At 38.8% G+C, this 20866-nt stretch carries 17 protein-coding genes; all 17 read left to right on the forward strand.

What is annotated here, in order from left to right; translation table 11 throughout:
- The first annotated feature begins 8 nt into the window (after positions 1-8).
- Complete coding sequence (locus WA327_RS11895) at positions 9-3092, forward strand: efflux RND transporter permease subunit (protein WP_336070058.1); 3084 nt, start codon at positions 9-11, stop codon at positions 3090-3092.
- 959 nt (positions 3093-4051) lie between these two features.
- Positions 4052-4387, forward strand: a complete 336-nt coding sequence (locus tag WA327_RS11900) for a single-stranded DNA-binding protein (protein WP_008992779.1) — start codon at positions 4052-4054, stop codon at positions 4385-4387.
- 81 nt (positions 4388-4468) lie between these two features.
- Positions 4469-4849 (forward strand): DUF6876 family protein, encoded by a 381-nt coding sequence (locus WA327_RS11905; RefSeq protein WP_025743391.1) that lies wholly within the window; start codon positions 4469-4471, stop codon positions 4847-4849.
- A 740-nt stretch (positions 4850-5589) separates the two neighbouring features.
- A complete protein-coding gene (locus WA327_RS11910; protein ID WP_027126753.1) occupies positions 5590-6138 on the forward strand; it encodes a BfmA/BtgA family mobilization protein in 549 nt (182 codons plus the stop codon).
- Positions 6138-7166 carry a MobB family relaxase gene (gene mobB / locus WA327_RS11915; RefSeq protein ID WP_025743390.1) on the forward strand — a complete coding sequence of 343 codons (1029 nt, stop codon included), beginning with the start codon at positions 6138-6140 and terminating at the stop codon, positions 7164-7166. Before WA327_RS11910 ends, mobB begins: the two co-directional genes overlap by 1 nt.
- Positions 7163-8608, forward strand: a complete 1446-nt coding sequence (locus tag WA327_RS11920; protein ID WP_028281656.1) for a type IV secretory system conjugative DNA transfer family protein — start codon at positions 7163-7165, stop codon at positions 8606-8608. The genes mobB and WA327_RS11920 overlap by 4 nt, the downstream gene beginning before the upstream one ends.
- A gap of 74 nt (positions 8609-8682) precedes the next feature.
- Entirely contained in the window at positions 8683-9078 is a 396-nt protein-coding gene (locus WA327_RS11925) for a hypothetical protein (RefSeq protein WP_244745226.1), read from the forward strand.
- 119 nt (positions 9079-9197) lie between these two features.
- On the forward strand, positions 9198-13613 hold the full coding sequence (locus tag WA327_RS11930; RefSeq protein ID WP_136567583.1) for a CusA/CzcA family heavy metal efflux RND transporter: 4416 nt from the start codon (positions 9198-9200) through the stop codon (positions 13611-13613).
- A gap of 16 nt (positions 13614-13629) precedes the next feature.
- Entirely contained in the window at positions 13630-14886 is a 1257-nt protein-coding gene (locus WA327_RS11935; protein ID WP_117020858.1) for an efflux RND transporter periplasmic adaptor subunit, read from the forward strand.
- A gap of 246 nt (positions 14887-15132) precedes the next feature.
- Positions 15133-15471, forward strand: coding sequence for a P-II family nitrogen regulator (locus WA327_RS11940; RefSeq protein WP_026775392.1), 339 nt, complete (start codon positions 15133-15135; stop codon positions 15469-15471).
- Between the two features lie 16 nt (positions 15472-15487).
- Positions 15488-15910 (forward strand): Fur family transcriptional regulator, encoded by a 423-nt coding sequence (locus WA327_RS11945; RefSeq protein ID WP_008992770.1) that lies wholly within the window; start codon positions 15488-15490, stop codon positions 15908-15910.
- Between the two features lie 44 nt (positions 15911-15954).
- Positions 15955-16302 carry an STAS/SEC14 domain-containing protein gene (locus tag WA327_RS11950; RefSeq protein ID WP_008992769.1) on the forward strand — a complete coding sequence of 116 codons (348 nt, stop codon included), beginning with the start codon at positions 15955-15957 and terminating at the stop codon, positions 16300-16302.
- Positions 16303-16311: 9 nt separating this feature from the next.
- Positions 16312-18840 (forward strand): heavy metal translocating P-type ATPase, encoded by a 2529-nt coding sequence (locus WA327_RS11955; RefSeq protein WP_136567581.1) that lies wholly within the window; start codon positions 16312-16314, stop codon positions 18838-18840.
- Between the two features lie 45 nt (positions 18841-18885).
- Positions 18886-19320: a Fur family transcriptional regulator gene (locus WA327_RS11960; protein ID WP_136567580.1), complete on the forward strand. Its 435-nt coding sequence runs from the start codon at positions 18886-18888 to the stop codon at positions 19318-19320.
- 178 nt (positions 19321-19498) lie between these two features.
- Positions 19499-19858 carry an STAS/SEC14 domain-containing protein gene (locus tag WA327_RS11965; RefSeq protein WP_045079533.1) on the forward strand — a complete coding sequence of 120 codons (360 nt, stop codon included), beginning with the start codon at positions 19499-19501 and terminating at the stop codon, positions 19856-19858.
- Positions 19859-19882: 24 nt separating this feature from the next.
- The gene (locus WA327_RS11970) at positions 19883-20149 is read left to right on the forward strand and encodes a hypothetical protein (RefSeq protein ID WP_110473888.1); all 267 of its coding nucleotides are present in this window, start codon (positions 19883-19885) and stop codon (positions 20147-20149) included.
- A gap of 170 nt (positions 20150-20319) precedes the next feature.
- Positions 20320-20862 (forward strand): hypothetical protein, encoded by a 543-nt coding sequence (locus tag WA327_RS11975; RefSeq protein WP_045079774.1) that lies wholly within the window; start codon positions 20320-20322, stop codon positions 20860-20862.
- Positions 20863-20866 lie beyond the last annotated feature (4 nt).

Here is a 20866-nt window from a genome sequence, read left to right on the forward strand (position 1 = left end):
GAAGAGAAATGTTAAACAAAATATTATCAATTTCACTTCAAAACAGATTGCTCATACTATTGGGAGCGGTTGCATTGAGTGTGTTGGGCGTGTATTATGCACGTACAATGAACGTCGATGTATTCCCAGACCTTACAGCACCAACGGTAACAATCCTTACCGAAGCGCACGGAATGGAATCTGAAGAAGTAGAAAAATTAGTGACCTATCAACTGGAAACTGCCTTAAACGGTTCGCCCAATGTGAGACGCATCCGTTCGTCATCGGCAGCGGGAGTTTCCATTGTTTGGATAGAATTTGAGTGGGGAACCGATATTTATCGGGCACGACAAATTGTAAGTGAACGTATTCCAATGGTACGGGAAAATCTACCCGAAGGAATTGGAGCACCAACAATGGCACCTATTTCATCCATTATGGGCGAAATAATGCTCTTGGGAGTGACATCGGATAGTCTTTCGCCAATGGAACTGCGAACCTTATCCGACTGGACCATCAGGCCTCGTATAAAAGCCATTGGCGGTATTGCAAACGTGGTGGTTATTGGTGGCGATTACAAACAATATCAAGTATTTGCCAATCCCGAAAAGATGAAGTATTACGACGTGAGCCTCTCAGAATTGGTAGAACACGTTAAGGAAGCAAATCAAAATGCGCCCGGTGGTGTCATCAATCAATATGGCAATCAGTACATCATTAAGGGAAGTGGTAGGGCGTATGCGCTGGAAGACTTACAGGAAGCGGTTCTAAAGGAAGTGAATGGTCAAACCATCAAGATTAAAGACGTTGCAACCGTACAAATTGGTGCAGCTGATAAAATTGGCGATGGTTCATTAAACGCAAATCCCGCTGTGATTCTTACTATTTCTAAACAGCCCGATGTGAATACATTGGAGTTGACAGACCGACTGGATGAAGCCATTGCCGATTTGCAAAAAACCCTGCCCAAAGGTGTCAACATCAAAAGTCAAATCTTTAGGCAGTCTGATTTCATAGATGCTTCTATAAGTAATCTAAATATGACTCTTTTAGAAGGTGCGTTCTTTGTAATGATTATCCTTTTCATTTTTCTGATGAACTGGAGGACTACCGTTATTTCCTTGCTGGCTATCCCAATTTCTTTATTGGTGTCCATCATCATTTTAAAATGGCTGGGTTACACTATAAACACAATGAGTTTGGGTGGTATGGCCATTGCGATAGGTGCGTTGGTAGATGATGCCATCATCGATGTGGAAAATGTATATAAACGCTTGCGGGAAAATATCAGAAAACCGAAAGCGGAGCGGGAATCGACCATAAAAGTAGTGCGTGACGCTTCAGTAGAGATTAGAAGTTCCATCATTATTGCAACCTTAATTATCATCGTATCATTTGTTCCCTTGTTCTTTTTAAGCGGAATGGAAGGTCGATTATTGCAACCGCTGGGCATAGCCTTTGTGACCTCGGTATTGACCTCATTGGTAGTTGCCGTGACGGTCACGCCCATTCTGTGTTCCTATTTACTGGACAATGAAAAGCTTTTGAACAAGCAAGCTGAAGGTACACGTGTGGAGCGATGGTTACAAAAGCATTATGGCAACCTTTTGGAACGTGCAACACGAATTCCCAAAACCATTATTGGCCTAACTGTGATTGCCTTTCTGTTAAGTCTTTTAGTGGTCACACAGTTGGGAAGGAGTTTTCTTCCTGAATTTAACGAGGGTTCTTTAGTAATAAGTGTAGTCGGTCCACCGGGAATGTCCTTGGAAGAAAGTAATAAGACTGGAAAGTTAATAGAGACCATTTTATTGGATATGCCCGAAGTAGAGGTCGTTACTCGAAGACAAGGACGTGCCGAACTGGACGAACACGCGCAAGGTGTGAATGCTTCGGAAATCGATGTGCCCTTTGTTCTCGAAGACAAAACCAAAGAAGAATTCTTTGAAGAAGTCCGAAATAAATTGAGCATCGCACCTGGTGTTAATATCACATTAGGACAACCTATCGCACACCGAATTGACCATATGCTTTCGGGTACACGTGCCAATATTGCAATCAAGATATTTGGTTCAGATTTACAACGTTTGTTTGAAGTTGGTAAAAGCATAGAGCAGAACATTAAGGATATAGATGGACTGGCTGACGTTGCAGTTGACCAGCAAATTGAAGTGCCTCAAATTCGTATTAAACCCAAGCGCCAGATTCTCTCGGCATATGGTATGACGGTTGGTAATTTGATGGAACAAGTAGATATCGCTTTTGCAGGAGAAGAAGTGGGCGAGATTTATGAAGGACAGCAATACTTTGATTTGGTAGTGCGCTATGAAAAACCGTTTCGGGATGATATTGAGAATATCAATAAAACCTTGATTAGTTTACCGAAAGGTGGACAAACTACGTTGGGCGAATTGGCAACAGTTCAATCGGTAAGTAGTCCAAACACTATCAATCGTGAAGATGTACAACGAAAAATTGTGGTCGCTGCCAATGTTCAAGGTAGGGATTTACGTGGTGCAGTAAACGAAATAAAGGAAGTCGTCGCCAATAACGTGAATATGCCAGAAGGCTACCGTGTACAATATGGCGGACAGTTTGAAAGTGAGTCCAAAGCATCACAATTGCTTTTGATAACAGCCATCATCGCGATAGCCATCATTTTCCTGTTGTTGTATTATGAATTTAAGGTCATAAAACTGGCGTTCGTAGTTTTAATCAATTTACCTCTGGCATTGATTGGTGGTATCTTGATTGTGTACTTTACATCAGGTATTATCAGTATCGCTGCGACCATTGGATTTATTAGTCTTTTTGGAATAGCAACCCGTAATGGAATTTTATTGGTTTCTCGTTATGAAGATTTACGAAAAGAAGGAATCCAAGGCTTTCAATTGATAAAGAAAGGAGCTTTGGATAGATTAAATCCAATCTTAATGACAGCCTTTACAACAGGATTAGCATTAATTCCATTAGCCTTAAAAGGTGGCGAACCGGGTAGTGAAATACAAAGCCCGATGGCGGTTGTAATTTTAGGTGGTTTGTTGTCAGCTACGATATTGAATTTGGTGGTAATTCCTTGTGTGTATCAATTAGTTCTGAAAAAAGAAAAATAGTAAATTGATTATAACTGTAAAACCTTCTTACTCTGGTAGGGAGGTTTTTTATGCCATTAGATTTATAATCCCATTCAGCACATTCCCCTACATTCCGCGAAAGCTTCATTCCGGGAAAAGCGCTTCACTCAAAAAAGGTCTTGGACACAACTTCAAAGATTCCGATTTCCATTCCACTTGCCTACTCATTCCCGAGAAAATTCGGGAAGTGGTCAAACTCTATTCCAATCTACATCTTTAAAGTCAAGTCCGCTTTAAATCCTACTTCAAAAGAATAATTTGGTTCTATAATCCGTTCAGCACTTTCCCGCTACATTTCGCAAAAAGCTACATTTCGGGCAAAGAGCTTCTCTATAAAAAATCTTGGACCCAATTCCCGTTTTTGGTTTTCCATTCCGCTTCCCCTTCCCGCTTCGCTGGGAAGGAACGCTACATTCCCAAACCAAAACCGTGAATCCAGTCCGCTTGTAATCGGAAAGTCAAAGCCTCGATTTTCTTAACAGAATTAACGGCAAAGCCTACTTTGGTCTTTACTCGATAATTCTTAAAAACCGAACCTTTGCCTCACACATTTTAAGGGGTTTATAATAGATGAAGCCTTTATTGTTTTTCGGGACAGCGAAAAACAGGTATGGCATAACCAATTCTAAAATAAAGCCATTTGCTCTGTTCGCTTAACTGTCGGTACGCTCTCGTCACAAATGGCTTTATAAGAATTGCTAATACCATTATGGAACTTGTCAAGACTGTACAAGTTTTAGGCAAAAATAAGGTTTCTACTTCCTTGAAAATCCAAGGATTTTACTACGTCGCAAACACACCTGATTTATTCCCTAAAAGTCTTGACAAAACCCACTTCATCCATTGTGCGGAGCACGAAAGAAATCATACAAACACCCCTTAAAATTTAATTCAGTTTAAATCAAAAAGGGAAATATTAATCTTTTAAATCTTTTATTATGAGTACTATTAAAAATCACGTACAGTTAATTGGAAATGTTGGGCAAGAACCAACTATTACGAACCTTGAAAGCGGTAAGAAAGTAGCCCGTTTATCATTGGCAACCAATGAATACTACAAAAACGGCAAGGGCGAAAAGCAAACGGATACCAATTGGCACACCGTTGTCGCTTGGGGCAAAACTGCTGAAATTATCGAAAAGTATGCCGAAAAGGGCAAAGAAATCGGAGTTGTTGGAAAACTAAAGACCCGAACCTATACCACGGACGATGGCAATCAACGCTATGTTACCGAAGTGATAGCCGATGAAATCCTATTATTAGGTAGTAAGTAAAAAGTAAAGAGGGCACTAATACCAGTTTTCAATTAGTTTGTGCCCTCTTCTTTTCATCATTAATTCTAAAAAGATATAACAATGAAAGCACAAGTTAACGAAATAAAAGAAGGATTGCAACATTTTCACGGTTCTGAAATGTTCTATCAAATCCCATTAATACGCACCCGATTTACAAACGGACTGAAATATTTAGCCAACGTAGCAGAGTGTTTTTGGCTCATTACCGATGTTTCAGTAATCGCCAAAAGTTTGCTAAACCGAAGCCATTTTATAACAATAGATTTTAAAAGGCTATCGGAAGAGGAACAGGATTATACAGGCTATGAAGCTGAAATAATTTACAGCGATGGAAATGGGAATATATTTGAAATACACCGATACAATTTTACCGATTTTCCTTTGGATGAACTACGGTTGTATTTTGTGGATAATACGTTGATGCTTACAAGCGAATATTAAAAAGTAAGGCTATGATTTATCTAAATTATAACAACCTCGATGACGAAACCCAACAACATCTACTTTCCGTTTCAAAAGAAGATATAGAAAGCAAATTTGGGAACGACCTTAAAGCCTACGCCAATGAACATCATATGGATTATGATAAGATATTGGACGAAGAAGCGATAAAAAATCTATATTCATATCAGTACGTTTTTAACATCTAAAATAAAAACAAGAATTAAGACCTTTGAACTTTCAGAGGTCTTTTTTTGTGCTTTACTTTTTTCAAATTTACAAGAGCCAATATTCAAAAACTCGACGTCTTAAATTTACTTTTTTATAAAAATCCTATTTTTTGGTATCAAAACTAACCATTTGGAAACAATCTGTATTTCAATATTATATCTAAATAGAATATCTTTAAAAGACTGTTAGCAGTATCAATTTAAAGTATCGTTATCCCATTTTGATTTGACTTTCGCCGATAATGATACCCATCAAAAATTAAACATATCGGAATTTTTTATTCCGAAAAAAAGCAACTGACTTTTCAGTCAGGTTGTTTGAAAAATTTTGTCCCTGCGGGACGAATTTGAGAAGCAAGAGGGTAACACGCCAAGGCGATGTTAACGATTGGTTTTTAGTTGTAATTATTTGATATTCAAATAATTACTGGTTATATAAAATAGAGAAATAACAAAGTTTTACAGTAAATCCTTTTGAAACCCCTATAAAACGGCAATTTTTTACAGTAAATGAGTTCAAATCATCAAAAGAAATACAGTTTTTCTGCCATTAGTATTAAACCTAAAGTGGCAACTCGCTTTCGGAAATTTTCCAAGGAAATTACCCATTCACATACTGATACGTTGGAAGCAATGATGAACTTTTTCGATTTGAACGAGCTATCCCCAAATGAATCTTTGGGTGCAAATATGAAGACTTTAGAGAATAGCTTAAAAAAACGAATCAATGCACTTGTAGCCATTATTAGGGATATTGAAAAAAACCAGACCAAACCCACCAATGCAATGTTGGAACTGCTCTTTCAGGAGAATCCAAAAGAGGAAGAAGCACAAGAAGAATTATTTGAATTTGAACAACAGGAATTGATTACAGAAAATGAGGAACTGAATCATTATCGAAATCGGTACGAAGAAGTTCAACAACAATTCCATTCCGTAAAATATGATTTAGAAAAAATCATTGATAAGACCACTTATGTTAAAAGCAGTTTTGGAGGTGGCTATTTAAAACTGGATTTAAGCAAAGATGAATTTGAAAACATTAAACAAAAATTATAATGTATATCACAGTAACCAAACAGACATTAGATGGCAATTATGCACAGAGCGTTTCCGATTTTGTCGCTTATCTCGAAAAAGAAAACGATGACAAATCCATTGATGAAATGGAACATTTTTTCAATCAGTATGGCGAAGAAATATCAGGTAAGGAAGTCATTAAAGAAATTGACGGAAATACGGCTAAACTCAAAAAGACCGAACCAAAGTTTTATTCCATTACAGTCAATCCGAGTGCTTATGAATTGAAGCGATTGCAAAATCATTCCGAGGAACTGAAAAAGTACACCCGAGAATTGATGAAAGAGTACGCTAAATCTTTTAATCGGGAAATAAACGGACGAGCTGTTACTGTAGATGACATTATATACTATGCCAAAATTGAGCATCAGCGTACGTATAAGGGAACGGATAGGAAAATTCAGGAGAACCAACCTTATGCCACCAAGATACTTCAAATTAAGAACGATATCCGGAAAATTAAAAGTGGCGAATTAGAAGGCAACATCAAAAAATTACAGCAAACGATGTCCCGATTGGAAAAAGAAGCACCACATCAACAAGATGGAAAACGCATTGTTAGAGGGATGCCTAAAGAAGGCTCTCAAAGCCATATCCATATTATTGTGAGCAGAAAGGATATGTCCAATAAATACAGTTTGTCCCCTGGTAGCAAGTACAAAGCTTCGGAAACCGTTTTTAATGGCAAACCTGTAAAACGTGGTTTTGATAGGGACAAATTCTTTAAGGCTTCTGAAAAAACGTTTGACACTCTATTTCAATACAAACGAAACTATGTTGAAACTTATAAGGCACGTAAAACATTCCTGAAAAATCCAAAGTTGTATTTCTCAATTCTTTCGGGATTGCCAACCAATGAAAAGGCAACTGCCTATAAAATACTTGCCAAATCTGGTGTACCCATAATGAATATTCCAACAAACAAAGTACAGTTGGCATTAAAGATAATCAACAAGTTAAAAAAAGGGATTGACCGAGCAATACAGTCGGGTTCTATTGGGATATGAGTATGTCAATACCACATATCATCCTTTTTATTGTTGTTCCGGTATTGTTTGTCAGTACAGTTTTATATGTGTTTCTTCATCAAGAAGAGCCCAAAAACGGAGATAAGAAATATCAGGTACGCTTTAAACTTCGTCGTGGAAAATTTCAAATCGAAAATATCAAGCGAGGTGCATCGATTATTGGCTCTGCGGGAAGCGGTAAAACAGAAAGTGTTATCTATAATTTTTTACAGCATTTTAGTACCCATCAATTTTGTGGTATCATACACGATTACAAGGATTTTGAACTTACCGAAATTGCCTACCCATTATTTAAAGAAAAGGATATTAAATTCTATACCATAGCTTTTGACCAAATCCATTATTGTGTAAACCCAATTACCCCAAGATATTTGCCCAATGAGGAAAGTGTGAATGAATTATCCAAGGTACTCATTGAAAATCTTTTGGAGTTCAACGAATCCAGTACAAACAGTACCACAAAATTCTTCAGTGATGCTGTTGAAGGTTTGATGGGTGGAATGATTTGGAAACTAAAAACGTCCTATCCTCAATATTGCACCCTGCCCCATTTGATTGCTATTTTTCAATCGATGACTACCAAACAGTTGGTTACTTTTGTGAGCTCAAATATCACTTCCCGAAGTATGGCAAGTGCTTTTATCAACGGAATGGATTCTGACAAACAAACGGCAGGTGTGAAAAGCACATTGGCCAATGCCTTTAAAAAGATAGGTTCACAACAGTTGTTTATGGCTTTGTCAAAAGATGAAGTACCATTGAATATCAACAGCAAGGACAATCCTGCTGTTATCTGCATCGTGAACCATCCCAAATATGAATCAGCTTACTCGCCTATCATCGCTGCAATTATGCACACAGTCATCAAGCAAATGAGCGTGAGAGGTCAACAGTCGTCATTTTTAATGATGGAAGAAGCCCCAACCATAAAGCTGCTTAATATGCACCGCATTCCCGCAACTTTAAGAAGCTATGATATTGCCACAATTTACGTGATGCAGGATAAAATTCAGAATGATATGCTATATGGAGACAAAGCGAGTAAGGCTATTTTGAGCAATCTTTCCTATCAGTTTTTCGGCAAAGTTAATGACCCAGATACTGCAAAATATTATGAGCGTTTCTTTGAGATTGTTCGTAAGGAAACCACAAGTATAAATCGTGGACACAATCTAAATTTTGATACGAGAATTACCACAGGCGAAAAAGAAGTTTCTAAACGTAGAGCAGATGTTTTTTTCCGTTTGAAACAAGGCGAGTTTATAACTTTTGCTGATGGCAAAGATAAAAGAGTTCAATTTAAACTACAAACGATTAAAAGAGAAATACCAAATCCTCATCAACATTTTACAACCGATGAATTAAAGCTCAATTTTGAACGGATTTATAGAGAGGCAAAATCTATATTTAAGGTTAACTAAAATTAGTAAATAAAGAACAACCATAGTTTTTGCACAACCTGTGCATCGATTAATTTGTATCTTTGTCAAACTTTATGAAAATATTCTTTTCCATATCAATGTCTATTTTATTCTTTTTTCAGGGAATCAGCATTGATATGGACTTTTGTGGGCCAATTAAAGAAATTTCAAGCATTATTACCCATTATCAAGACCATAAAGTTTATGGAGACTCTTTCCTTGAATACGTAGTCGAAGATTACATTGACAATGGTGCAAAAAATGAAGGGCATCATCATAACCCTGATAAGGAGAATACACCAATCCATTCCCATCAGCAATGTTGTCACCCTTTAGTGTTAATGATTGAGAACAACAATTTGGCTTTAATTAATCAATTAAAGTTTGAAGGAAAAAAACAGGTTAACTTACATAAAGTAAACTTCTCTTCCAGATATTTGGAATCGCTTTTCCAACCCCCTAAAGTATAATTCAGTTTTTTTTAAGGATAGCTATATCCTAACGTGATGCTTCTCAAGATAGGCATTGCTATATAAATGCGTTGCACCTATTCGCATCGTAAGTTTTAAACTGAATTAATACTTTTTCTATGATTAACAAAATCATTTCATTTTCCATTAATAATAAATTTATTATTGGCTTATTTATAGTGGCACTTGTTGGTACGGGCATTTGGTCTATGGCCACTATAAACTTGGGTTCTGTACCCGATATAACAAACAACCAAGTACAGGTAATAACCGTGGCCCCAAACTTGGGGACAGAAGATATAGAACAATTTGTTACCTATCCCGTAGAATTGGCAATGGCCAATCTTCCTGACGTCATCGAGCTGCGTTCAGTATCCCGTTTTGGGCTGTCCGTGGTTACCATTGTTTTTAAGGACGAGGCAGGCACTTATCTGCCACGGCAATTGGTACAGGAGAAATTAACCGAAGTTGCCGGAGAAATCCCCGAAGGTTTTGGCACACCTTTTATGGCTCCCATAACAACAGGTCTGGGCGAAATTTTTCAATATACCTTAAAAGTAAAAGAAGGCTATGAAGACAAATATGATGCAATGGAGCTTCGCACCATCCAAGATTGGATTGTAAAACGCCAAATGGCTTTAGTGCCAGGCGTAGTCGAGGTCAATGCCTTTGGAGGTTATGTAAAACAATACGAAGTTGCCATTAATCCTGATAAACTAAAAAGTTTTGGCATTACAATGAATCAGGTATTTGAAGCTCTTAAAGTGAACAATGCCAATACCGGTGGTGCTTACATTGAAAAAAACCACCAAGCCAATTTTATCCGTGGCGAAGGGCTGGCTCGAAGTATCGCCGATTTGGAAAACACGGTTGTGACCACTCAAAATGGAAGCCCTGTCTTGGTAAGGGACGTTGCCGAAAAAGTGGGTTACGGAAACCAAGTGCGTTATGGTGCATTTACCCAAGACGGTCACGAATCTGTAGGCGGACAGATTTTGATGCTTAAAGGCGAAAGCCCTGGTACTGTGATAGAAAATGTACAAAACCGTATTGATGAAATACAAAAATCCTTGCCGGAAGGTGTTTATATAGCACCGTTTTTAAGTCGAAGTGAATTGATAGGAAGAACCACAAGTACAGTCGAGAAAAACCTTATTGAAGGTTCGCTGATTGTGATTTTTGTTTTGGTGCTATTGTTGGGAAGCTTCCGTGGTGGTTTGATTACAGCTTCGGTAATCCCATTATCACTGCTCTTCGCATTTATTTTGATGAAACAATTTGGGGTGTGGGCAAATTTAATGTCCTTGGGTGCAATCGACTTTGGAATCATCGTGGATGGTGCGGTAATCATTGTTGAAGGAATGGTTTTTCATATCCATCAACGGATGAAAAAAACCACAACTGCCATAGGTCAGCCCGAAATGGATGAAATAGCCTACGAATCGGCAAGTACGATGATGAATTCGGCATTTTTCGGACAATTGATTATCCTTATTGTATTTACACCGATTCTCTTTTTGACTGGTGTGGAAGGAAAAATGTTCCGTCCAATGGCTTTTACCTTTGGATTTGCCGTTTTAGGAGCGATTATCCTTTGTCTTACTTACGTCCCAATGATTTCGTCGATGTTCTTGAAACCAGCAAAGAACCAAAACGGTTGGTTTGCCAAGTTTGAAAATAAAATTGATAGGTTCAGTGATAAAATAATGTCTGGGCTAAATAGAGGATATGTACCGTTGCTCAATTTTGCACTTCGTTTTCGGGCTGGTGTCGTTATAGGCGCAGTTACCCTACTATTAATCGCAGGATTTATCTTCAGCAACATGGGCGGCGAATTTATCCCAAAATTTGATGAGGGCGATATTGCGTTTCAAGCGTTGATAAAACCAGGTAGCAGTCTTACCGAGTCCATCGAGGCTTCAAAAAAACTTCAAAATTTAATCAATGAATTTCCAGAAGTAAAAACAGTAATTTCAAGAATTGGGGTTGCCGAAATCCCAACCGACCCAATGCCTATGGACATTGCGGATAGTTATATCATTCTTGAAAAAGATAAGAGCAAATGGACTTCAGCAGACAGCAAAGAAGAACTTATCGAAAAAATACAGGAAAAAATTTCAGTTGTTCCAGGCGTAAATTTCGTGTTTACCCAACCTGTAGAACTTCGTTTTAATGAATTATTGACGGGTGTCCGAGAAGATGTTGCCATTAAACTATATGGGGAAGATTTGGGCGTTTTGGCAGACAAGGTACAGGAAATCGCTGCGGTCATTAGAACTGTACCCGGAGCGGCTGACCTCAATGTGGAAGCTACAAGTGGCTTACCTCAAATGACGGTGGAATACAATCGCGCAAAAATGGCACAATACGGTGTAACCGTGGATAAATTGAATGATTATGTAAGTGCCGCCTTTGCAGGAGAAGAAGCAGGTGTAATTTTTGAAGGCGAAAAACGGTTCGATGTGGTTATCCGATTGGCAAAGGAATTTAGACAAGACATCAACAACCTTAAAAATCTTTATATCGATTTACCAAATGGAGCGCAAGTACCATTAAAGGAAGTGGCGGAAATCAGTTATAAACCCGGACCGATGCAAATTTCAAGGGACAATACCTCCCGTCGTATTTCAGTAGGGGTCAATGTCCGTGGCCGTGACGTAAAATCGATGGTCGAGGAAATACAGCAAAAACTGGAAACACAAGTAAAATTGCCACCTGGTTATTTTGTAACCTACGGAGGTTCGTTCGAAAACCTACAACGTGCTTCTGACCGATTGATGATTGTAGTGCCTATTGCACTTTTCTTAATATTCATATTGCTTTATTTTGCCTTGAGCTCATTCTCACAATCGGTAATGATTTATATGGCAGTGCCTTTGGCGGCCATTGGTGGCGTATTTGCTCTTTGGATAAGAGGAATGCCTTTTAGCATTTCCGCAGGTGTTGGCTTTATCGTGCTCTTTGGGGTTGCAGTTTTAAACGGATTGGTACTGATAAACAAATTCAATGAATTAAAAGAAAGTGGAATGACAAACTTAAAAGACAGAATATACGAAGCCACCCACGAGCGTTTACGCCCAATTTTATTGACGGCAACCGCAGCCATTATGGGCTTTATCCCAATGGCGGTTTCTACCTCTGGTGGCGCGGAAGTGCAACGACCTTTAGCAACGGTTGTTATTGGAGGATTGCTTACAGCTACTTTTTTAACGCTTGTAGTCCTTCCCGTATTATACTATTGGCTTGAATCACGAAAAGAAAAGAAAGAAAATGATGGCGATGTAAGCTATATCAACAAATCCACGAATATTATAACCATATTTTTGATGGTTGGAGGTTTGATGGCTTCTAGTACTTCATTTGCCCAAGACACCAATCAAGATGGTACAATCCCAAAGACCTTGACCATTGATGAGGCCATTGCTGTGGCTAAACAGAATTATCCATCACTTAAAGAAAGCCAAGCATTTATTGAACGGGAAAAGGCACTAAAGGGAACGAGTTTTGACCTTGGTAGCACTCAAGTTTTCACGGGCAAAGAAGAATATGGAAATAATCTTCCTGGAGTGCAGACAACCGTTGGTGTACAACAGAGCAACATTGATTTGCTTTCCGGTTTTTCAAAATCGAAGTTTTACAAAGAGCGTATTGCCTTGGGAGAAAAGTTTTATGTGGCCAGTGAACAACAATTGGTGCGTAATGTGATGCAGGCGTATGACCAAATTAATTATTATAAGGCACAGTTGCGCTTTGCAGACCAATTGGACAGTATTTATGCCAATTTTAAGACCGCTGCCCAACTTCGCTATGATACGGGAGAAACAGGTAAATTGGAGTTTATTTCAGCCTCTTCCGAATTTCAACAGATTCAAGTATTAAGGCAACAAGCCTTTGATGATATTGAAATTGCCAAGCGCGCCTTAAAACAATATTTAGGAACCGATGAATCCATTGAGACCATTAGTGAACCATACAAAACATTGGATTTTATGGCGACATTGGATTCCATTTCGGTGGCCAATAACCCAATGTTGCAATATGCATTACAAAATGCCGAAGTAAGTAAAGCAAACGTGGGTGTTGAGAAATCACAATTCCTACCGAAATTCAGTTTTTCCTATGGAAGACAAGTAGTAGATGAAGTGTCAGGCTTCAACACCTATCAGGCAGGTATTAGTATTCCGTTGTGGTTTTTTCCCCAGAAGTCAAGGGTAAAGGCAGCCAAGGCAGACGCAATGGTAGCAGAGAATCAGTATTTGGAGCAAAAGGCGGTTACAGAAAGTCGCGTGTCGCAGTTGGCCAAATCTCTTGAAAAGACAAAGAAGATTTTGCAATATTACGAAGAAGGCGCACTATTGTTGGCAGAACAACAAATTACCACAGCGCAATTGGCATCCAAGGAAGGCGAAATAGATTATGTCAATTACATCACGATTCTCAACAGTGCCATCAGGATAAAACAAAATCATTTACAGTACATCAATCAGTTTAACCAGCAGACCATTGATATGCAATATCAATTGGGCAATTTATAACCTTAAAAAAAGAAAAATGAAGAATATATTATTAGTAAGCACCGTATTATTTACACTTATGTTTATGAGTTGTAATGATGCTCCAAAATCTGAACTTGGGCATAACGAAGCCGAAGGCGTATCAAAAACCAATGAAGCTGGAGAAGATGCACACGGCGAGGAAGGCCACAATGAAGGAGAAGAAGAAGGTCATAGTGAGGAAGAAGGTGTTGTGGAGCTCACAAAGCAACAGGCCGAAACCATTGGTTTGGAAATGAAACCTTTGGAGGAACGTAATTTAGGGAACAACATTAAGGTAACAGGAACGCTGGAACTTTTCCCACAGGACAAGGCGAACATAAGCCCGTTTGTTGGTGGAAATGTGAGTTCCATAAAAGTCATCCCTGGAGATAACGTAAACAAAGGTCAGGTGCTGGCATATATAGAACACCCAGATATCATTGCAATGCAACAGGATTATCAGGAAAAAAATGACGAACTGGTGTTTTTGAAACAGGATTTTGAACGTAAGCAGACCCTTTATGATAAAGGCGTTTCTTCTGGTAAGGAATTTCAGATGGCACAGTCAAAATTTCGTTCTACAACATCCAGCGTCAATGGTTTGCGGTCCCAATTGAGACTGTTGGGAATTAACCCAGACAAAGTGGCGGAAGGCCAAATATATCCCGCTGTTCCCATTACCACGCCCATAAGTGGTTACGTGGATGAAGTAATGATTAGCCTTGGCGATTACGTGGCACAACAATCCAAAATGTTCTCAATAAGCGATAATTCAAAAATTTATGTCAACTTCAAAGTATATGAAAAGGACATAAAGCAAATCAAGCAAGGGCAACAGATATATTTTTCCACGGCCTCTCGCCCAGATGAACTGCTTAAGGCCACCGTTCGGTCTGTAGGCAAAACTTTCGAGTCTGACCCAAAAGCTTTGGAAGTTCTTGCAGATATAGAAAACAAGGATAAAAACCTTTTGCCAGGTATGTATGTGGAAGGGCGCATAGTGCAGGGCGATAAAAAGGGTTTTGCCGTACCGGAAGCCGCCATTATAAAGGAAGGCGAGCAATCCTTCATTTTCATTTTGGATGAAGATGAGGAAATGGAATCTGACAAAATGAAATTCAAAATGATACCCGTAACGGTTGGTATTACCGATTTAGGTTTTGTTGAAGTCAATCTTCCTGCTGAAGTTTCAAAGGATGCCAAAGTGGTCATAAACGGAGCTTATAACCTGTCTTCGGAAATGGTTAAGGGCGAACTGGAACACGGACATTAATTCAATAATAATCAAAGGTTTTGAGTCCGAGTTTGTTTATCGTCTTAATTAGTTAGTTAAAAATTAGAAAAACAGGCTCGGTTCAAAATCGATTAAAAATTTAAAATATGAAATGAGCCACAACAATTTTGGATACCAACCGAAATGTTGATTGGCGAAATCAGAGATTCACGAACACCTTTAAATAAAATAAAAACGATGTGAGTAATTACATATGACCATTAAAAAACAAATAAATATCAACAGATGAAAGAAATAAAAGCATTTATAAAACCGAACCGAATCCAAAGAGTCATTGAAGCACTTTCTGACAATGGATTTGAAAGTATGACCCTTTCACAAGCAGAAGGCACGGGCGCATTCAAGGCAAAAGGTGCAAGACCGTCGCTAGATTTTCACGTAACAGATAGTCCTGTGGTAAAATTGGAATTGGTCTGTCAAAATGAGGAAGCCCAAGCGGCCATTGAAACAATTATAGCCAACGCCAAAACCGACGGGCCTGGAGATGGTATTATTTATATAGCAAATATTGAAGATGCCTTTCAGATTAAAACAGGAGATTCCTTAAAACGGCACGACCTGTAAACCTCTTTTTAAACAAATGGAAAAAATAGTTCAATTTTTAGAAAGCAAAGGAATACGGCCTACAGCTATGCGCCTTATGACCTATAAGCGGTTGGCAGAGTTGAATGTTGCCATCAGCCTTGGCGACTTGGAAAAGGATTTTAAGGTCAGTGAAAGAAGTACCCTATTTAGGACTATGAAAGCGTTTGAAGAAAAAGGTATTGTGCATCAAATCGAGGATGGGACAGGAATTATAAAATACGCCCTTTGCGAAGAAAATTGTGAATGCGAGGTCGGCAACGACCTTCATTTGCACTTTCATTGCAACAATTGTAATGAGACGGTCTGTTTAACAGAACATAAAATCCCTCATATCAACTTGCCTGATGGTTATATTACCGAGGATATCAACTTGGTGGTAAAGGGTATCTGCGAAAAATGCAGTGGCAATTTGGATTAAACCTTTGGTTTTTAAATTCAATTATCATTTATAAATAATTAGCAATGATAACAATCTATAAAAAAGAGGCTACGGTATATATGGTAGCAGAGAATAAGCTGGATGCCAAGGATTATGAAAACTTGATACCGGTCTTAACAGAACACATAAATGCATATCAGGAAGTGTTCTGGTACATTGAAATGCAAAATTTTGAAGGCTGGACGGTAAGTGCCTATTGGAAGGGTATTGAATTAAATCTTCCGAATGAAAAGCATTTAAAGCGTGTTGCTTTGGTGGGTAGCGTTAAATGGCAAGAGCAATTTACCGAGGTATTGCTTCCTTTTTCAGAAGCCCATATAAAATTTTATAAGACCGAAGAAAAAGACGATGCCAAAGAGTGGATAAAATAAAAATAAAAAATGGAAAAACTACAACTAAAAATACCGGTCATCCTTCCGCAAGTTCCTAACGAAAAAGATTCTTGTGTTGAAAGGCTTATTCAAAAACTACAAGCTAAAGAGGGCATCGAAAAAGTGCACATTGCCGATGCAAACGGAGCTAATGTGCCACAGCTCTGTTTTCATTATGACCCAGATATCATTTCCATCGACCGCATTCAATCCCTCGCCGAAAGTACTGGTGCCGAGATTACCGAAAAATACGGGCATTTGCTCATTGAAGTTAAAGGAATCAGACACACAAGACAGGCTCGTTCCATAGAGAAAAGCCTTTTGGCAATCAATGGAGTTTTGGAAGCTTCCGTTTCAGGCTCTGGAATGGTACGACTTGAGTTTGATAAAAAGCAAACAAATTTTGATGAAATAAGCAAACAAATTGAAAAGGAAGACCTTCAGGTTCAACGCAGTGCTTCAAACGAAAATGATTACACCAAAGCATCCAAAAAACAGGAGCGTTCAAAGAAGGAAGAGACTAAAGAGCAAACTTCCACAGAGGGACACGAGTACAAAGAAGGCGAGACCCACGAGGAAGGAGAAGAGCACGCCCACGGTGGTATTTTCGGTAAAAATACGGAGCTCATTTTTTCCATTATCTGTGGGGCACTTCTCGGAATAGGTTTCGGCCTTTCCTATGTGGAATCCATCCCAGATTGGGTCAGTCTTACTTTATACATTGGCGCTTACTTTTTCGGTGGTTTCTTTACGGCCAAGGAAGCAGTACAGACCGTCGCCAAAGGCGGTTTTGAAATTGACTTCTTAATGTTGGTTGCCGCCATTGGTGCCGCCATTCTGGGAGAATGGGCAGAAGGTGCATTGTTATTGTTCCTGTTTAGTTTGGGGCACGCCCTTGAACATTATGCAATGGAAAAGGCCCGAAAGTCCATTGCGGCACTGGCAGATTTGGCACCAAAAACGGCATTGCTCAAAAAAGATGGCAAGACAGAAGAAGTCGGGATTGAAAAATTAATTATAGGTGATATCATTGTGGTCAAGCCCAACAGTAAAATATCTGCCGATGGTGTTGTGGTCAAAGGAAAAAGCAGTGTCAACCAAGCACCTATCACAGGGGAAAGTGTACCTGTGGACAAAATTCCTGTGGAAGATACGGGCAAGGACTATTCAGCAGACGATGATATCAAGGACGAAAACCGCGTTTTTGCTGGAACTATCAACGGTAATAATACTCTGGAAATAAAGGTAATCAAAGAAGCCAAAGACTCTACGCTGTCCCGACTGGTCAAATTGGTCAACGAGGCACAGACCCAGAAATCCCCTACCCAACTGTTGACCGACAAGTTTGAAAAATATTTTGTACCATCCGTACTGATATTGGTTAGTATCCTACTCTTTGCCTTTTTGGTCATTGATGAACCGTTTAGTGCCAGTTTTTACCGTGCAATGGCAGTATTGGTAGCTGCCAGCCCCTGTGCACTCGCCATTTCAACACCAAGTGCGGTATTAAGCGGTGTGGCACGGGCAGCACGGGGCGGTGTACTTATCAAAGGTGGGCGACCACTTGAGGATTTAGGGGTCATTACCGCTTTGGCTTTTGATAAAACGGGCACGCTTACCGAAGGCAAGCCCAAACTTACCGAAGTAGTACCACTGGGAAATATTGAAGAAAATGAACTGTTAAAGATAGCCGTTGCCGTTGAAAACTTGAGCGACCACCCTTTGGCCAAAGCCGTCGTAAGGGATGGGAAAGAGCGTCTGAAAGGTACTGATATTACCGATGCGTCAGATTTGGAAGCGGTTCTAGGAAAAGGTATCAAAGCGTCCTTTGGCAAGGATAAAATCTATATTGGAAACCTTGACTTGTACGAAGACCTCGATGAAGCAATACCATCCGAAGAAATATCGAATAAAGTAAAAGAACTTGAAGGTGGTGGAAATACCACAATGCTCATAAGAAGGAACAAAGAATATATAGGTATCATCGCCCTGATGGATACCCCACGGGAAGCGGCCAAGGAAACCCTTAAAAAATTAAAGGAAATCGGTATTAAGCGGATGATAATGCTAACTGGCGATAATCAAAAGGTTGCCGATGCCGTTGCTAAAGAAATTGGATTGACCGATGCTTGGGGAAGCCTGTTGCCAGAGGAAAAGGTAGATGCCATTAAAAAATTAAAAGAACAGGAATCCAAAGTCGCAATGGTTGGCGACGGTGTGAACGATGCCCCTGCAATGGCAAACAGCACCGTAGGAATCGCAATGGGTGCAGCGGGCAGTGATGTGGCATTGGAAACGGCTGACATTGCCCTAATGGCCGATAAACTGGAAACCCTGCCCTTTGCCATAGGTTTGAGCAGGAAGGCAAAGGCCATAATCAAGCAGAACCTTTGGGTAAGCCTTGGGGTTGTGGCACTTTTGATACCGGCTACCATTTTGAGTTGGGCAAATATAGGGGTTGCCGTTGCGTTTCACGAGGGGTCTACCTTGGTAGTCGTGGCCAATGCTCTGCGCCTTTTGGCTTATAAAAAAGATTAGAAAAATTGGGACATAGAAGAACCTGGTTTTTTGAAAGAATATTAAATGACAAAGACGGAAAAAACATTATTGGCTAAAGGGATTCGACCTACTCAAATGAGGTCGAAGATATACAAGTTCCTGAAAAGGAAACAAAGTGCCGTGTCCTTTTCCGATTTAAAAAAAGCCTTTGTTCAAAAGAGCGAAACCAATAAAACAGCCAACAGAACGACCTTTTATCGCAATCTCAAGATTTTTGAGGATAAAGGGTTGATTCATCAGATTAATGATGGTGTCGGGGTGTCAAAATATGCGATTTCTGATGAAAATGCCAAAGGTAAATACGGTACAGATTTACATATGCACTTTCATTGTACCGATTGTAGGAAAACAATCTGTTTACCAAATAAAATATCGGAAGAAAGCTTGCCAGACGATTATGAAGTGAACGATGTGAACCTTGTATTGAAAGGAATTTGTGAAAAATGCAGAAAAAAATAACAGGTGGGAGTACTTGAACCTTGAACCCTTGCGCCCAATGGTCCAGTTCAGGTTTCTTCCACCCTCTTTAACTACAAAATATGACAGAACTAAAAAAATCATTATCAGAAGGCATCATAAGGGCGGAAGAATGGTTTTATGATTTAGAAGGATAATACTTAATTAAAAACTATATAAAATGTTACAGATAATCGAGTTAAAAGAAAAAAATATTGTTGCAACAAAAGCTTCGGGCAAATTGAGAAAAGAAGACATCGAAAAAATCCATCCACTTATCCACGCTATACTGGACAAGGGGATGAAGGTTCGTTGGTATTTTGAGATGGACAATTTTACGGGTTGGGACTTGCCTAGTTTATGGGAAGACCTCAAAATGGATACGGCCCACGCCAGAGACTATGAAAAAATAGCAATGGTAGGAGATAAAAAATGGCAAGAATGGATAACCCAATTTATGAAGCCTTTTACCAACGCCGAAATTAAGTATTTCAATATAGACCAAAAGGAAGATGCCAAAAGTTGGATTGAGAGCCAGTAAGCTTACTTCCGTAAAAGACAGACGATGAATAAAAAGAATATTCTTATTACCATACTAATTGGGTTTGCCATAGGTGTTTTTATCCTTCAACCTTTGGGGATAACAATTTTCACGATTAGCAGTCAGAATTATGAAATTAATTGGTGGCAATATTTAATAAATAATTTCATTGAAATTGTGAATATCAATGGGAATCAAATTTTCGAGAATATTCTGTTTGGACTATTAGGTGCAAGTGTTGCTCTGATGTATTATTTCGGTAAAAGAGAAAAGGATATAGATAATAAATAGCGGTAAGTGGTTATGTGAAAGAGTGAAATTTTTTATTTAAAATAAATTAAGTGAAAACTTAATTAATAGCAGGCAGCTTTTATGATGCTTCTTAAAGCAAAATGATTAATAGCATTAAAAGCAAAAGTAGAAGCTGCTTTTTTTTAATTATACAATTAAAGATGGATATTATGAATGTTAAACATTGTATTTTAATAATCTTGTTGGTTAGTTATTATAAAGTAAACGCCCAAAAAATTTATACAACTGAAGAAGGTCATATTATGATGATGACTTTGGTTAACTCTAAACCCGTCAAGGCAGAAAGCCATAAATTGGCCTTATATCTTGATTATGATTCCAAAGTGGTTAATGGTGTACTCGACCTTAAGACTTTATCAACAGATATTCCTGAAATCAATACCATTTTACAACAGCAGGAAGCCCCTTTGATGCTTCGGTTCACGGGCACTATTCCATCACAGGATTTTTTATCAAAACGGCACGACCCTATCAACTTTAATTGGCTGATAGATGTTACTTATCAAGGAAAATCCTTTAAATCACAATTTAAAGCAACCATTACCCATATAGAACAAGGAGTAAGTATGTCCTGCTTGATAAGTGCAACCGGACAATTATTGGTTTCAAATACTGGTTTGGATTTCTTAATAGAGGGTATCGATGATACCATAGAAGTGCAGTTTGCGCAATTGGTGTTGAGATTGGAATAACTGT

The organism is Mesoflavibacter sp. CH_XMU1404-2, assembly GCF_037029465.1.
Classification (GTDB): Bacteria; Bacteroidota; Bacteroidia; order Flavobacteriales; family Flavobacteriaceae; genus Mesoflavibacter.

Excerpts from the sequence above, each read along its gene's own strand:
- WA327_RS11920 (WP_028281656.1), top strand. The coding sequence starts at position 7,163 with ATGAGTATGTCAATACCACATATCATCCTTTTTATTGTTGTTCCGGTA.
- WA327_RS11970 (WP_110473888.1), top strand. The coding sequence starts at position 19,883 with ATGAATAAAAAGAATATTCTTATTACCATACTAATTGGGTTTGCCATA.
- WA327_RS11940 (WP_026775392.1), top strand. The coding sequence starts at position 15,133 with ATGAAAGAAATAAAAGCATTTATAAAACCGAACCGAATCCAAAGAGTC.
- WA327_RS11955 (WP_136567581.1), top strand. The coding sequence starts at position 16,312 with ATGGAAAAACTACAACTAAAAATACCGGTCATCCTTCCGCAAGTTCCT.
- WA327_RS11895 (WP_336070058.1), top strand. The coding sequence starts at position 9 with ATGTTAAACAAAATATTATCAATTTCACTTCAAAACAGATTGCTCATA.
- WA327_RS11945 (WP_008992770.1), top strand. The coding sequence starts at position 15,488 with ATGGAAAAAATAGTTCAATTTTTAGAAAGCAAAGGAATACGGCCTACA.
- WA327_RS11935 (WP_117020858.1), top strand. The coding sequence starts at position 13,630 with ATGAAGAATATATTATTAGTAAGCACCGTATTATTTACACTTATGTTT.
- WA327_RS11965 (WP_045079533.1), top strand. The coding sequence starts at position 19,499 with ATGTTACAGATAATCGAGTTAAAAGAAAAAAATATTGTTGCAACAAAA.
- WA327_RS11950 (WP_008992769.1), top strand. The coding sequence starts at position 15,955 with ATGATAACAATCTATAAAAAAGAGGCTACGGTATATATGGTAGCAGAG.
- WA327_RS11975 (WP_045079774.1), top strand. The coding sequence starts at position 20,320 with ATGAATGTTAAACATTGTATTTTAATAATCTTGTTGGTTAGTTATTAT.
- mobB (WP_025743390.1), top strand. The coding sequence starts at position 6,138 with ATGTATATCACAGTAACCAAACAGACATTAGATGGCAATTATGCACAG.
- WA327_RS11925 (WP_244745226.1), top strand. The coding sequence starts at position 8,683 with ATGAAAATATTCTTTTCCATATCAATGTCTATTTTATTCTTTTTTCAG.
- WA327_RS11905 (WP_025743391.1), top strand. The coding sequence starts at position 4,469 with ATGAAAGCACAAGTTAACGAAATAAAAGAAGGATTGCAACATTTTCAC.
- WA327_RS11930 (WP_136567583.1), top strand. The coding sequence starts at position 9,198 with ATGATTAACAAAATCATTTCATTTTCCATTAATAATAAATTTATTATT.
- WA327_RS11910 (WP_027126753.1), top strand. The coding sequence starts at position 5,590 with ATGAGTTCAAATCATCAAAAGAAATACAGTTTTTCTGCCATTAGTATT.
- WA327_RS11900 (WP_008992779.1), top strand. The coding sequence starts at position 4,052 with ATGAGTACTATTAAAAATCACGTACAGTTAATTGGAAATGTTGGGCAA.
- WA327_RS11960 (WP_136567580.1), top strand. The coding sequence starts at position 18,886 with ATGACAAAGACGGAAAAAACATTATTGGCTAAAGGGATTCGACCTACT.